We start from the raw sequence: 13,242 nt of genomic DNA on the forward strand, positions 1-13,242 counted from the left end.
GCAGTCTGCCGTCAACTTTCCATCAAGATTGAAACCGGCCTGGCTTTCAGTATGGCCGCAATCTCAATGCCAGGCCCACCCAGGAAACCCCACGGTGCACGCTGACTTTCCCGCAACGATCCCACGCCTACGGTGTTGCCGCTGGCTCCTGATGGCCGCACTGATGCTGGCCAATGTGGTTGCCTGGGGCGAGCACTACCAGGCGCAGGACGACAGCCTGCATACCGTGTTTACCGCGCTGTCGTTGCCTTTGGGCCTGCCTATCGTCGTCAGCCGCGAGGTCGCGCGCAAACGTTTCAGCGGGGTGCTCGACCTCGATGTACCCCAGCAGACCCTGGAGGCGCTTGCGTTGCAGCAGGGGCTGATCTGGTACAGCGACGGGCAAGTGCTGTACGTCTATGACGCTGGCGAGGCCAAAAGCTCCGCGGTGACGTTACGGCACATTTCCATCGACAGGCTGCGCGCCCTGATGCGCCGCTCGGGTCTTGACGAGTCACGCTATCCGCTGCGCGCGAGTGGTGGGCGGACATTCTATGTGTCCGGACCACCGAGCTATGTCGACCAGGTGCTGCACCTGGCCCGGATGATGGATCGGCAAAGGGCTGATCTGCGTGTGGGGACCCAGGCATTCGGCGTGGTCCAGGTGCTCAACAGTGCGGTGGCGGACCGGCAGTACGGCTCCAGCGACCGGCCCGTCACTGTGCCGGGGATGGCGTCGATGATCGAGTCCGTGCTGTCCAGTGAACTGAAGGGGGCACTGGCAGACAAGAGCCTTGCCGTCATCGCGTACCCGGATACCAACAGCCTGCTGATCAAGGGCAAGCCTGCGCAGGTGAGCTTCATCCAGGCACTGGTGGCGGAACTGGACCTGCCCAAGCGGTCGATCGAGGTTTCGCTGTGGCTGGTGGACGTCGATCAGGATGAATTGAAAAAGCTCGGCCTGGCCGGGGATGACAACGCCAGGCCAATGACCACTCAACTCCTGAAGCCTTCGGATGATAACCGCTTGATGGCGCACATCGCGGCGCTGGAGCGTAAACGACGGGCGAGGGTGGTGACGTTGCCGGTGATGATGACCCAAGAGAATGTGCCGGCAGTGTTCCAGGACAACTACACGTTCTACCTGCCGGCCCCCGGTGAGGAAGAGGCGAGCTGGAAACCGGTGCGTTACGCCACCCAGGTCAGTGTCTTGCCACGTTTTGCCGAGGCCAACCAGATCGAGATGCTCATCGACATTGAGGACGGCCGTCCGATGACCGAAGCCGGACGGCACGCCAGGCCCACTGCGGTCGGGCAAGTGGGCGTGGGCAGTGTGGTGCGTGTCGAACCAGGCAAACGGTTATGGCTGGGCGTGTTTCGCCGCGATACCGCGGAGCAGGGGCGTGGTACGGGGCCGATGCGCAGGGCCGAAGTACGCCTGTTTGTCATTCAGGCGCAGGCCGTGGGCAGCGAGGTGAAGACGCTGGCAGGGGGTGTCGGGCCACCTCCGTTGACGGCGTCGCAATACGAGCGTGTGCAACGTGCTTTTGTGCGCCCGGGTCGTGATATCTCACCATGAATAAGGCGTTATCCCATGCATCTGGAAATCCTATTGCAGGAACAACTGATCAGCCGCAGGCGCCTGGCAACGTTCGCCCCAGGGAAGGTGTTGCCCTTGGCGCCCGAGATCATTCACTGCGTGGAAGTACGGGTTAACGGCCAGTTACTGGCCTTGGGCGAATTGGTGCAATTGGAGGACAGGTTAGGGGTGGAGCTGCATGAGGTGTACCAGGAATGGGCGCCTGGTTGGACGGGATAGAGAAATGTCTGACGTGGAGGTTAGGAAAATCGCGGAATGTACGGGCTTTTTCCTAGCGTGAGCCATGCGGCAGGTTTTTATAGTCGTGCCGTGGGCGTAGGCGCCATTACTCGAAATAGGGACTTGAATGTCAGCTGTTGAATGCCGAGGTAGGTATGGCCGTCGTGGGTAATCAATTGACGAGGACTCCCTTGGTTTTCGCTCAATGGACCCTGCACGGCGATGGTCGTCTGACTGGCGAGCACGCGGATGTTCAGTTGCCGCCAAAGGAGTGGCACGTTTTGCGCCTGCTGCTGGCTTCCGGCGGTGTGTTGATGACCAAGGATCGCTTGTTGGAACAGGCATGGCCCCAGGGAGAGGTGGCCGAGGAATCTCTGACCCGCTGCATTTATTCACTGCGCAAATACCTGGGGGCCGACAAGGGATTCATCAAGACGATCTACGGTCGCGGGTACCGCTTCACCTGTCCGGTCAGGCTTGAGGCGCAAGCTCCAGGTGGGATGGAGCAGGTGTGCTCGGCCTGCGGTCAAGTCAGCCCTGTGCAGTCAGGGCATGAGCGGATAAAACATGCTTAGGTTGTGCATCAAGGGCTTGCTGCTCGGCCTGTTGATGAGCAGCCATCGGGCCCTCGCCTATTGCTGGGAAGAAACGGCCAGTCGTTATGGTATCGAGCCGGAATTGCTGCAGGCTATCGCCGACGTGGAATCGGGTTACCGTGCGGACGTGGTCAGCCCTGCCAACCGTAATGGCACTCGGGATATCGGGCTGATGCAGATCAACAGCATCCATTTGCCTCGCTTGCTCAAACAGGGGATTACCGAGGAGCGCTTGTTGAGTGAGCCATGCCTGTCAGTCGAGGTGGGGGCTTCGATTCTTGCCGAGTTTATCCAGCGCTTTGGCTACAACTGGACAGCCGTGGGTTCCTACAACGTGGGACCCGGGCCCGGGCCGCAGCGCGAGGCATTGCGCCTGCGCTATGCGGAAAAAATCTGGACGCGTTATGAAGCCCTGGTCACGCAGCGCTATTGATGTTTGGGCGGCATGCCTCGCGCGTAGCCCGTCACCCCGGCTATAATCGGCGCCACCTTTCGCCGCCATCCGAGTCTAGCCCGCCCATGTATACCCTGGCCCGCCAGCTGTTGTTCAAACTCTCCCCGGAAACCTCCCACGATCTGTCGCTGGACTTGATCGGTGCCGGTGGGCGTCTGGGGCTCAATGGCCTGGTATGCAAGGCTCCGGCGAAAATGCCGGTCTCGGTGATGGGCCTGGAGTTCCCCAATCCGGTCGGCTTGGCTGCTGGCCTGGACAAGAACGGCGCCGCCATCGATGGCTTTGCGCAGTTGGGTTTCGGCTTTGTCGAAATCGGCACTGTGACCCCACGGCCTCAGCCAGGTAACCCCAAGCCCCGCATTTTCCGCCTGCCGGAAGCCGAGGCGATCATCAACCGCATGGGCTTCAACAACCTCGGTGTCGATCATCTGCTGTCGCGAGTTCAAGCGGCGAAGTACAAGGGCATCCTGGGGATCAATATCGGCAAGAACTTCGATACCCCGGTAGAACGCGCGGTCGATGATTACCTGATCTGCCTGGACAAGGTCTACGCCCACGCCAGCTATGTCACCGTCAACGTCAGCTCGCCCAACACCCCGGGCCTGCGCAGCCTGCAGTTTGGTGACTCGCTCAAGCAATTGCTCGAAGCCCTGCGTCAGCGCCAGGAAGACCTGGACGTGCGTCATGGCAAGCGCGTGCCGTTGGCAATCAAGATTGCCCCGGACATGAGCGATGAAGAAACCGTGCTGGTGGCCCAGGCCCTGGTTGATTCAGGCATGGACGCGGTAATCGCGACCAACACCACCTTGAGCCGTGTCGGTGTCGAAGGCCTGGCCCATGGGGATGAGGCGGGCGGCTTGTCGGGCGCGCCGGTGCGTGACAAGAGCACGCACATCGTCAAGGTGCTGGCTGCCGAGCTGGCGGGGCGCCTGCCGATCATCGCGGTAGGCGGTATTACCGAAGGCAAACACGCGGCCGAGAAAATCGCCGCCGGCGCAAGCCTGGTGCAACTCTACTCGGGCTTCATTTATAAAGGCCCGGCGCTGATCCGTGAGTCGGTGGACGCCATTGTGGCGAGCGGGCTTGCCCCGCGTTGGGCTGCGCAGCAGCCCCAATAAGCCCAGAGATGCAGCGCCCGGTGTCCGGGCCTGCCGCGCAACCCAACACGCGGCAAGCCTGTTCGCGAGAATAAAAAAGGGCTCCTCAAAAGGAGCCCCCTGGGCCGAAGCCCGCCGCCTGGATAGGGCGTGCGTGGTTAAGTCGTTACGTATTCGTGGTGATGTCGGAATTAAAAGCCCTTGATTAGCCGACGGCGTGAAGTTCGTTGAGTCTGTGGATGCCCGCAGTGCCAGTCATACCGTCCCAGTTGTCGCCACGTCCTTCTCGCCAGCCGTTGATCCAGGCTTGGCGTACCGACGGTAGAGTAAATGGGCAAAGCTCACGGGATTTGCCATGAACGCCATATTGATATCCGCGTAAAAATGCTCTTTCCAACGGATCACGCTTAAGTCTTCTCATAGGGTGTTTCCCTCACTTGTTGACTGTCTAGATATCCTTCGGCCTCGTCCGAGGCCGGGCAGAGTTTTTCTGCCGTTGGTGGGCTCGCTGCCGGCGTGGCGAGCCTATGTGTCGGCGTCGTTACGGCGCCAACCTGTGTTGAGTTCTAACCAATAGGTCACATGGATTCAATGATCGTTTTGTCATAAGCACGTAACGATAACGATGCTATAGCCATAAGCTGGGCTGGCTTTTCGCCCCATTTATTCGGCAAAGCCAGCTATGATGCACCCTGCAAAGAGGACAGGTTTAATCCTTTAGTGAGAATGCCCGCTCGTTGCAGTCGGTTATTATTCGACGAAGGGTCGGAATATTTCGTTTTGTTACTGCTTTGTTGTTTGGAAACTTCTCTCTGCCCCGTCGATAAAGGCTCAAGCGCCCGTCAGACGGGGTGGGACGGCACATTCGTGCCACGCGAGCACTCTTCAAGAAAAGTGCTTGATTGAAAATCGAACCGGCGATGCGTCGCCCGTTCATTTATTGCTGAAAAGCCTGGAATGCCCATGTCGGACCGTTTTGAACTCTTCCTCACTTGCCCCAAGGGCCTCGAAGGCCTGCTGATCGAGGAAGCCGTCGGGCTTGGCCTTGAGGAAGCCCGCGAGCACACCTCGGCCGTGCGCGGCATGGCCGACATGGAAACCGCCTACCGCCTGTGCCTCTGGTCGCGCCTCGCTAACCGCGTGCTGCTGGTGCTCAAGCGCTTCCCGATGAAGGACGCCGAGGACCTCTACCACGGCGTGCTGGATATCGAATGGGCCGACCACATGGTCCCGGACGGCACCCTGGCCGTGGAGTTCAGCGGCCACGGCTCGGGCATCGACAACACGCACTTCGGCGCCCTCAAGGTCAAGGATGCGATCGTCGACAAGCTGCGCACCCCGACCGGCGAACGTCCGTCCATCGACAAGATCAACCCGGACCTGCGCATCCACCTGCGCCTGGACCGTGGCGAAGCCATCCTGTCCCTCGACCTCTCCGGCCACAGCTTGCACCAGCGCGGCTATCGCCTGCAGCAGGGCGCCGCGCCGTTGAAGGAAAACCTGGCCGCTGCGATCCTGATCCGTGCAGGCTGGCCGCGTATTGCTGCCGAAGGCGGCGCGTTGACGGACCCGATGTGCGGCGTGGGTACCTTCCTGGTGGAAGGCGCAATGATCGCCGCCGACATGGCGCCCAACCTGAACCGCGAGCTGTGGGGTTTCACCACCTGGCTCGGTCACGTTCCGGCGCTGTGGAAAAAACTGCACGCCGAAGCTGCCGAACGTGCGGCCATCGGCATGAACAAGCCGCCGTTGTGGGTGCGTGGCTATGAAGCCGACCCACGCCTGATCCAGCCTGCGCGCAACAACATCGAGCGCGCCGGTCTCAGCCACTGGATCAAGGTGTACCAGGGCGAAGTCGGCACCTTCGAGCCGCGTCCGGACCAACACCAGAAAGGCCTGGTGATCTGCAACCCGCCATACGGCGAGCGCCTGGGTGACGAAGCCAGCCTGTTGTACCTCTACCAGAACCTCGGCGAGCGTCTGCGCCAGGCGTGCATGGGGTGGGAGGCGGCAGTGTTCACCGGCGCGCCGGACCTCGGCAAGCGCATGGGCATCCGCAGTCACAAGCAGTACTCGTTCTGGAACGGCGCCTTGCCGTGCAAATTGCTGCTGATCAAAGTCAATCCGGATCAGTTCGTCACTGGCGAGCGCCGTACCCCGGAACAGCGCCAGGCCGAGCGTGAGCAAGCCGCCTACGACCAGGCCCCGGCCGAGCCGCAAGAGCGCCAGTACAACAAGAACGGTAACCCGATCAAGCCGGCCCCGGCCCCCGTGGTCGAGCAGGCGCGCCTGAGCGAAGGCGGGCAGATGTTCGCCAACCGCCTGCAGAAAAACCTCAAGCTGCTGGGCAAATGGGCCAAGCGTGAAGGCGTGGATTGCTATCGGGTGTACGACGCCGACATGCCGGAATACTCGATGGCCATCGACCTGTACCACGACTGGGTGCACGTGCAGGAATACGCCGCGCCGAAGTCCATCGACCCGGAAAAAGCCTCGGCGCGCATGTTCGATGCCCTGGCCGCGATTCCCCAGGCGCTGAACATCGACAAGAGCCGCGTGGTGGTCAAGCGTCGCGAGCGTCAGAGCGGCACCAAGCAGTACGAGCGCCAAAGCGCCCAGGGCAAGTTCACCGAGGTCAGCGAAGGCGGCGTGAAGCTGCTCGTCAACCTCACCGACTACCTGGACACCGGCCTGTTCCTCGATCACCGCCCGATGCGCATGCGCATCCAGAAGGAAGCGGCCGGCAAGCGCTTCCTCAATCTGTACTGCTACACCGCCACCGCCAGTGTGCACGCCGCCAAGGGCGGCGCGCGCAGCACCACCAGCGTCGACCTGTCCAAGACCTACCTGGATTGGGCTCGTCGCAATTTCTCGCTCAACGGTTTCTCCGACAAGAACCGCCTGGAGCAGGGTGATGTGATGGCGTGGCTGGAGGCCAGCCGCGATGAGTTCGACCTGATCTTCATCGACCCGCCGACCTTCTCCAACTCCAAGCGCATGGAAGGCATCTTCGACGTGCAGCGTGACCACGTGCAGTTGCTCGACCTGGCCATGGCCCGCCTGGCACCGGGTGGCGTGCTGTACTTCTCGAACAACTTCCGCAAGTTCCAGCTTGAGGACAACCTCAGCGAACGCTACGCGGTCGAGGAAATCAGCGACAAGACCATCGACCCGGATTTTGCGCGTAATGCGAAGATCCATCGGGCGTGGAAAATCACCGCTCGCTGATGGTTGCACCAAAAAGCCGCAAGCCTTGAATATTCGGGACTTGCGGCTTTTTTATGCTGGTCAAATACCGGTCCCGTAGCTATAACTTAACGCCTAGCCAAAGTGACACCCCCGCACACTGGCGTTGTGAGTGTTGCCTATGCCGTTGAACGCCGTCCGCCCGAAAATCCTAGGCTTTATCAGTGAGCAGGCATCGGCTTGGCTGGTGGCGTTGGTGGTGTTATTGGCAGGGTTCGCGCTGACCGCAATCGTCGCCTGGGCTGCTTCCGATCTCTATCAGCAACAGGTGCGCCAGCGCTTTCAGTTGCTGGTCAACGAACGGTATACCCGTCTGCAGGAGCGCTTCGAAGACCAGGAGCAGCGCCTGAACAGCCTGCGGCGGTTCTTCGTCAATTCCGATGATGTGTCCCGCGATGAGTTCGACGGTTTCGCCCAGCCCTTGTTGTTGCGCGCCCGTGCCTATTCCTGGGCGCCGCGGGTATTTCGCAAGCAGCGCCGGCAATTTGAACAAGAGGTGTCGCGCCTGCGCGGTACCCCGTTTGTTATCCGTGAGTTGAATTCGGCCGGCGAGTTGGCCCCGGCGCCCGAGCGCGACGAGTACGTACCGGTGCTCTACAGCCAGACTCAAAGCCTGTTGGGCGCACCGTTGGGTTTTGACCTGCTGGCCCAACCGCTGCGGCGCTCGGCGCTTGAGCGTGCGCAATCGAGTGGCAAGCTGGCAGTGTCGCAACCGATGCAGTTGGTCGGTGTAGAACCGGGCTACTCAACCGGGGTATTGCTGGTGGCGCCGGTGAGCACCCCGTCGACTTCCGGGCAGTCGCCGAATGAGCCCTACGGCTACGTGATGGCGGTGATCAGCATGCGCCAGCTGGTCGCCGATGGGTTGCCCAAGCCGGACCGCGACAATCTGGTGATGCAGATTGTCGATACCTCCGATGTGCAAAAGCGCGTGCTTTTCGAGTCCGAGAATGCCGTAGGCGACAGCGACCTCATCGGCGCGCGCCGCCTGACCCTGGGCGATCACGTGTACGCCTTGAGCCTGCGCCCGAGCCAGGTATTCGACCAGGCCAACCATTCTTCACTGACCACGATCCTGAGCATGGGCGGCTTGCTCAGCCTGCTGCTCAGCAGCCTGCTCTATGTACTGGTGAGCCAGCGCCAGCGCGCGTTGAAACTGGTGGAGCAACGTACCGTGCAGTTGCGCCAGCGCGAGCAGGAGCTGCGCGGGGCCCACGGTCAATTGCGCAGCGTGCTGAATGCCGCCACCCAGGTTGCGATCATCGCCACCGACCTGCGCGGGGTGATCAACACCTTTAACGCCGGGGCCGAGCAGATGCTGGGGTTCAAGGCCGACCAGGTCATGGGCACGCACACCCTCGAAAGCCTGCACCTGGCCTCGGAACTGGAAGCGCGCGCCAGCAGTTTGAGCGTGATGTTGGGCAAGCGCATCCCGGCGAGCCAGGCGATGCTGGTGGAAAGCCCCGACAACCTGCACGAAGCCCGCGAGTGGACATTGCTGCGCGAGGACGGCAGCCCATTGACCGTGAACATGTTGGCCACCGTACTGCTGGATGACCATGGCCTGTGGATCGGCCATTTGGCCATTTACCTCGACGTGACCGAGCAGAAGCGCGCCTATGAGGCACTCGCTGCGCGCGACCGGCTGCTCAAGAAGCTCAGCGCGCATGTGCCCGGCGGCATCTTCCAGTTCACCCTGGAGCCGCAGGACAATTGGAAATTCATCTACGCCAGCGACGGCATGCGCGACATCTATGAGATCGAGCCTGGCGTGTTGCAGCAGGATGCGACGAAGGTCTTCGAGCGGATCCATCCGCTGGATGCGGAGCGCGTGCGTACCTCGATTCGCTTGTCGGCGTTGCAGTTGAGCCATTGGCGCGAAGAGTACCGGGTGCTGTTGCCACAACGCGGCCTGCGCTGGATTCGCGGCGAAGCCACGCCAGAAGAATTACCCAGCGGCGGTACGCTGTGGCATGGCTACGTGTCGGATATTTCCGATCTCAAGCGGGTAGAGGAGGAACTGCGCGCGCTGTCCATCACCGATTCCCTCACCGGGATTCACAACCGACGCTACTTCCAGGATCGCCTCAAGGCCGAGATGGTCAGGCTCAACCGCGCTTCAGGGGCGTTGTCGGTGATCATGCTCGATGTCGACCACTTCAAGCGCATCAACGATCAGCATGGGCATGCGGTGGGCGACGGGGTGTTGCAGGAGTTGTGCAAACGCATCAGCCAGCGCCTGCGCCGCAGCGATGTGTTCTGCCGCCTGGGGGGCGAGGAGTTCATGGTGCTGTGCCCCAACACCCAGGGCGAGCAGGCTTACAGCCTGGCGCTGGAGTTGTGGCAATCGCTGCGCAATGCGCCGATGGCGCCGGTGGGCATCGTTACCGCCAGTTTTGGCGTGGCCAGTTGGCGGGTCGATGAAGGTATTGATGGGCTGCTGTTGCGTGCCGACTCGGCGGTGTATGTGGCCAAGCAGGCCGGCAGGGATCGAGTCGAAACGTGTGGCAGCGGGCTCGCCCGCGACAGCGGTCTATCAGCCACCGGATACAGCGACTGATAGTGCCGAGCGCGGGCAAGCGCGCTTGTTGCGCGGTCTAGAGCACCGGTGCGGGCGCCGCCAGTTTCGGCTGGCGATACAGGTCCAGCAGTACTTGATCCAGCACCGACGAAGCGCCCCATGGTTTCGGATCGTTGAGGATCGCCACCACTGCCCAGGTGTTGCCGTTGTTGTCGCGGCTGAAGCCGGCGATGGCCCGCACGGTGTTCAGGGTGCCGGTCTTGACGTGGGCTTCGCCGCGCATGGCGGTGGTCTTCAAGCGTTTACGCATGGTGCCGTCGGTGCCGGCAATCGGCAGCGAGCTGATGTACTCCGCGGCGTAGGGGCTTTTCCACGCGGCTTGCAGCATGGCGGCCATCTCGCGGGCGCTGACGCGTTCCGCCCGCGACAGGCCGGAACCGTTCTCCATCACCAGGTGCGGCGCGGTGATGCCTTTCTTCGCCAGCCATTGGCGCACGACGCGTTGCGCGGCCTTGGCATCGTCGCCGTCGGCGTCGTTGCGAAACTGCGCGCCCAGGCTCAGGAACAACTGCTGGGCCATGGTGTTGTTACTGTATTTGTTGATGTCGCGGATGATCTCCGCCAGGTCCGGCGAAAACGCACGGGCGAGGACCTTGGCATCCTTGGGCACCGGTGCCTGGATATCACGGCCCTGGATGGTGCCGCCCAGTTCCTGCCAGATCGCCCGCACCGCGCCGGCGGTGTAGGTCGCGTGGTCCAGCAGCGACAGGTAGGTCTGCGAGCTGCAGCCGTCGGCCAGTTGGCCGCTGACGGTGACCGTCACGCTGCCATCCGCCGCGGTAACCGGGTTGTAGCGCACGTCGCCGGTGCACTGCTTGGCGTTGGACACCTTGACCTGGTTGTCGATGCGGATGCTGGCAATCGGCGGCTCGACCGACACCAGCACCCGGCCGGAATCGTTGCGGGTCACGAAGCGCAGGGCCTTGAGGTTGACCAACAGGGCGTCGGGCTTGACCAGGAACGGCTTGTTCTCGTCGTTGCCATCATCATTGAATTCGGGCAATTGCGGCTGGTTGAAGAAGCTGCGGTCCAGCACCAGGTCGCCGGTGACTTGCTGCACGCCATTGGCGCGCAGGTCGCGCATCAGCAGCCAGAGCTTTTCCATGTTCAGCTTGGGGTCGCCGCCGCCCTTGAGGTACAGGTTGCCGTGCAGCACGCCACCGCTGAGGGTGCCGTCGGTGTAGAACTCGGTCTTCCATTGATGGTTGGGACCGAGCATTTCCAGGGCCGCGTAGGTGGTGACCAGCTTCATGGTGGAGGCCGGGTTCACCGAGACATCGGCGTTGAAGACCGTGGGGGTGCCCGGGCCGTTCAGAGGGATCATCACCAGGGACAGTGCGGTGTTTTGCAGCTTGGCCTTGGCGAGCGCCTGCTGGACATTCGGGGGCAGGGTGTTGGTGGTCGGGGCAGCGGAGGTGGAAAAGGCCAGTGGCAGAAGAAAACCGGCAAGCACTACTGAACGCAACGATTTGATCATAAGAAATAAAACCCTACTGCTGAGGAGGGTGAAAAAGGCGAGGGGTAAATAAGAAAAATCCCTCAATGGTCATGAAAGTGTCGGCATTATGCCCCAAGGTGGATCCAGTTGTAGCTGAACGATAGCTGGTAATCGGCGTTTTTTTCACCGGCAATTTGCCGCCTGTCCCAGAGAGTCGGGCAATCGTCACCTTAAACTGCTAAAGTGCCGCCCGTTATTACTTATGAGGATTGTTCCAATGGCGACTAACCGTTCCCGGCGTCTGCGCAAAAAACTGTGCGTTGATGAATTTCAAGAGCTGGGTTTCGAACTGAACCTGGATTTCAAAGAAGGTTTGGATGATGAAGCGGTTGACGCGTTCCTCGAAGCATTCCTGACCGAAGCGATGGACGGCAATGGCCTGGACTACGTCGGCGGCGATGACTTCGGTCTGGTGTGCAAAGCCACTCGTGGTTCGGTCACCGAAGAGCAACGTGCAATCGTTGAAGCGTGGCTCAAGGCCCGCCCAGAGCTGACTCGCGTTGAAGTAAGCGCGCTGTTGGACGCCTGGCATCCAGAAAAGCCGATCAACCCGGCGGTCTGATGTCATGAAAAAAGCGACCCTGCGGGGTCGCTTTTTTGTTCCTGGCGTTTAAGCAATCAGGCCTTGCGCCAATTCAGGATCAGCAGCGTCAACACCCCCGCCACAATCCCCCAGAACGCCGAACCGATCGAAAACAACGTCAACCCCGACGCAGTGACCATAAAGGTGATCAGCGCCGCTTCGCGTTCCTTCGGCTCATTCATGGCGATGCTCAAGCCGTTGATGATCGAGCCAAACAGCGCCAGGGCCGCAATCGACAGCACCAGCTCCTTGGGCAAGGCTGCAAACAATGCCGCCAGCGTCGCGCCGAATACCCCGGCAATCCCGTAGAACACACCACACCAAACCGCCGCCGTATAGCGCTTGTTACGGTCTTCGTGGGCATGCGGCCCGGTGCAGATCGCCGCGCTGATCGCCGCCAGGTTAATGCCGTGGGAACCGAACGGTGCCAGCACCAGCGAGGCCAGGCCGGTTGCGGTGATCAGCGGCGAGGCCGGCACGTTGTAGCCGTCGGCGCGCAACACGGCGACGCCGGGCATGTTCTGCGAGGTCATCGCCACCACGAACAGCGGGATGCCGATACTGATCGTCGCCGCCAACGAGAAGTGCGGCGTGGTCCATACCGGCGTTGCCACTTCGAGATGAAAGCCGCTGAAATCCAGAAGTCCCATCAACCCGGAAAGCACGCTGCCGATCACCAGCGCGGCCAGCACCGCATAGCGTGGCGACAGGCGCTTGATGATCAGGTACGTGAAAAACATCCCCAATACCAGGCCGGTGCGGTGCTGCGCGGCGACGAAGATCTCGCTGCCGATCTTGAACAGGATGCCGGCGAGCAGGGCCGCTGCGAGTGACGCCGGGATGCGCTTGACGAGCTTTTCGAAGCTGCCCGTCAGCCCGCAGAGCGTCACCAGCACGGCGCAGGTGATGTACGCACCGATGGCTTCGCCATAACTCACGCCGCCCAGGCTGGTGATCAGCAACGCGGCGCCGGGGGTGGACCAGGCGATGGTGATCGGCGTGCGATAGCGCAGCGACAAGCCGATGCTGCACACCGCCATGCCAATGGAAATCGCCCATATCCACGAAGAAATCTGCGCTGTGGTCAAGCCGGCGGCCTGGCCGGCCTGGAACATCAGGACCAGGGAGCTGGTGTAGCCGGTCATCATGGCGATGAAGCCGGCGACGACGGCCGACGCAGAAGTGTCGGCCAGCGGGCGCAAAGGCGCTTGGGTGGCGTCGTTCATGGAAAGGTGATCCTTTTACCTGGGTTTTGCCGGTAACGGCACGGTTTCAAGCCTAAACTCAAACGTAATGTTTCATTGCAATACAGCCGCGACCGCAAACAGCCGTACAGTGTGTTGGCGCTTTGGGTTGTGTACAATGTGCCCTGTTTTTAGGTGATACTTG

Annotated in this window: 11 protein-coding genes; 8 read left to right on the forward strand and 3 right to left on the reverse strand. The window is 61.4% G+C overall.

Annotated elements, in window-relative coordinates; genetic code table 11:
* The first annotated feature begins 151 nt into the window (after nt 1–151).
* The 5 genes from sctC to AC07OJ_RS16030 all read left to right on the forward strand — a co-directional run bounded on the left by sctC (nt 152) and on the right by AC07OJ_RS16030 (nt 3,966).
* The gene (gene sctC / locus AC07OJ_RS16010) at nt 152–1,558 is read left to right on the forward strand and encodes a type III secretion system outer membrane ring subunit SctC (RefSeq protein ID WP_495094795.1); all 1,407 of its coding nucleotides are present in this window, start codon (nt 152–154) and stop codon (nt 1,556–1,558) included.
* A gap of 15 nt (nt 1,559–1,573) precedes the next feature.
* Nucleotides 1,574–1,798 (forward strand): FliM/FliN family flagellar motor switch protein, encoded by a 225-nt coding sequence (locus AC07OJ_RS16015; protein ID WP_495094796.1) that lies wholly within the window; start codon nt 1,574–1,576, stop codon nt 1,796–1,798.
* A 155-nt stretch (nt 1,799–1,953) separates the two neighbouring features.
* A complete protein-coding gene (locus AC07OJ_RS16020) occupies nt 1,954–2,373 on the forward strand; it encodes a winged helix-turn-helix domain-containing protein (RefSeq protein ID WP_495094797.1) in 420 nt (139 codons plus the stop codon).
* Nucleotides 2,366–2,827: a transglycosylase SLT domain-containing protein gene (locus AC07OJ_RS16025; RefSeq protein ID WP_495094798.1), complete on the forward strand. Its 462-nt coding sequence runs from the start codon at nt 2,366–2,368 to the stop codon at nt 2,825–2,827. Before AC07OJ_RS16020 ends, AC07OJ_RS16025 begins: the two co-directional genes overlap by 8 nt.
* Before the next feature lie 86 nt (nt 2,828–2,913).
* Nucleotides 2,914–3,966, forward strand: coding sequence for a quinone-dependent dihydroorotate dehydrogenase (locus tag AC07OJ_RS16030; RefSeq protein WP_495094799.1), 1,053 nt, complete (start codon nt 2,914–2,916; stop codon nt 3,964–3,966).
* A 184-nt stretch (nt 3,967–4,150) separates the two neighbouring features.
* Here AC07OJ_RS16030 and rmf read toward each other — a convergent pair whose 3' ends face one another.
* Nucleotides 4,151–4,366 carry a ribosome modulation factor gene (gene rmf, locus AC07OJ_RS16035; protein WP_002553055.1) on the reverse strand — a complete coding sequence of 72 codons (216 nt, stop codon included), beginning with the start codon at nt 4,364–4,366 and terminating at the stop codon, nt 4,151–4,153.
* Nucleotides 4,367–4,908: 542 nt separating this feature from the next.
* Between rmf and rlmKL the strand changes: the two genes are divergently transcribed.
* Both rlmKL and AC07OJ_RS16045 read left to right on the forward strand, forming a co-directional pair.
* A complete protein-coding gene (gene rlmKL, locus AC07OJ_RS16040; RefSeq protein WP_065909542.1) occupies nt 4,909–7,173 on the forward strand; it encodes a bifunctional 23S rRNA (guanine(2069)-N(7))-methyltransferase RlmK/23S rRNA (guanine(2445)-N(2))-methyltransferase RlmL in 2,265 nt (754 codons plus the stop codon).
* Between the two features lie 139 nt (nt 7,174–7,312).
* Nucleotides 7,313–9,751 carry a sensor domain-containing diguanylate cyclase gene (locus tag AC07OJ_RS16045; RefSeq protein WP_495094800.1) on the forward strand — a complete coding sequence of 813 codons (2,439 nt, stop codon included), beginning with the start codon at nt 7,313–7,315 and terminating at the stop codon, nt 9,749–9,751.
* Between the two features lie 37 nt (nt 9,752–9,788).
* Here AC07OJ_RS16045 and dacB read toward each other — a convergent pair whose 3' ends face one another.
* Nucleotides 9,789–11,249, reverse strand: a complete 1,461-nt coding sequence (dacB, locus tag AC07OJ_RS16050; RefSeq protein ID WP_106802950.1) for a D-alanyl-D-alanine carboxypeptidase/D-alanyl-D-alanine endopeptidase — start codon at nt 11,247–11,249, stop codon at nt 9,789–9,791.
* A gap of 238 nt (nt 11,250–11,487) precedes the next feature.
* Between dacB and AC07OJ_RS16055 the strand changes: the two genes are divergently transcribed.
* Nucleotides 11,488–11,832, forward strand: coding sequence for a YggL family protein (locus tag AC07OJ_RS16055; RefSeq protein ID WP_065909546.1), 345 nt, complete (start codon nt 11,488–11,490; stop codon nt 11,830–11,832).
* Between the two features lie 56 nt (nt 11,833–11,888).
* On the opposite strand, the gene AC07OJ_RS16060 is transcribed toward AC07OJ_RS16055, so the two are convergent.
* Complete coding sequence (locus AC07OJ_RS16060) at nt 11,889–13,079, reverse strand: benzoate/H(+) symporter BenE family transporter (RefSeq protein WP_106802952.1); 1,191 nt, start codon at nt 13,077–13,079, stop codon at nt 11,889–11,891.
* Nucleotides 13,080–13,242 lie beyond the last annotated feature (163 nt).

It is taken from the genome of Pseudomonas sp. GW821-FHT09C08, from assembly GCF_059418125.1.

What these genes read in the sequence shown, in the direction of transcription:
- sctC (WP_495094795.1), top strand. Translation starts at nt 152, where the DNA reads ATGGCCGCACTGATGCTGGCCAATGTGGTTGCCTGGGGCGAGCACTAC.
- AC07OJ_RS16015 (WP_495094796.1), top strand. Translation starts at nt 1,574, where the DNA reads ATGCATCTGGAAATCCTATTGCAGGAACAACTGATCAGCCGCAGGCGC.
- AC07OJ_RS16020 (WP_495094797.1), top strand. Translation starts at nt 1,954, where the DNA reads ATGGCCGTCGTGGGTAATCAATTGACGAGGACTCCCTTGGTTTTCGCT.
- AC07OJ_RS16025 (WP_495094798.1), top strand. Translation starts at nt 2,366, where the DNA reads ATGCTTAGGTTGTGCATCAAGGGCTTGCTGCTCGGCCTGTTGATGAGC.
- AC07OJ_RS16030 (WP_495094799.1), top strand. Translation starts at nt 2,914, where the DNA reads ATGTATACCCTGGCCCGCCAGCTGTTGTTCAAACTCTCCCCGGAAACC.
- rmf (WP_002553055.1), bottom strand. Translation starts at nt 4,366, where the DNA reads ATGAGAAGACTTAAGCGTGATCCGTTGGAAAGAGCATTTTTACGCGGA.
- rlmKL (WP_065909542.1), top strand. Translation starts at nt 4,909, where the DNA reads ATGTCGGACCGTTTTGAACTCTTCCTCACTTGCCCCAAGGGCCTCGAA.
- AC07OJ_RS16045 (WP_495094800.1), top strand. Translation starts at nt 7,313, where the DNA reads ATGCCGTTGAACGCCGTCCGCCCGAAAATCCTAGGCTTTATCAGTGAG.
- dacB (WP_106802950.1), bottom strand. Translation starts at nt 11,249, where the DNA reads ATGATCAAATCGTTGCGTTCAGTAGTGCTTGCCGGTTTTCTTCTGCCA.
- AC07OJ_RS16055 (WP_065909546.1), top strand. Translation starts at nt 11,488, where the DNA reads ATGGCGACTAACCGTTCCCGGCGTCTGCGCAAAAAACTGTGCGTTGAT.
- AC07OJ_RS16060 (WP_106802952.1), bottom strand. Translation starts at nt 13,079, where the DNA reads ATGAACGACGCCACCCAAGCGCCTTTGCGCCCGCTGGCCGACACTTCT.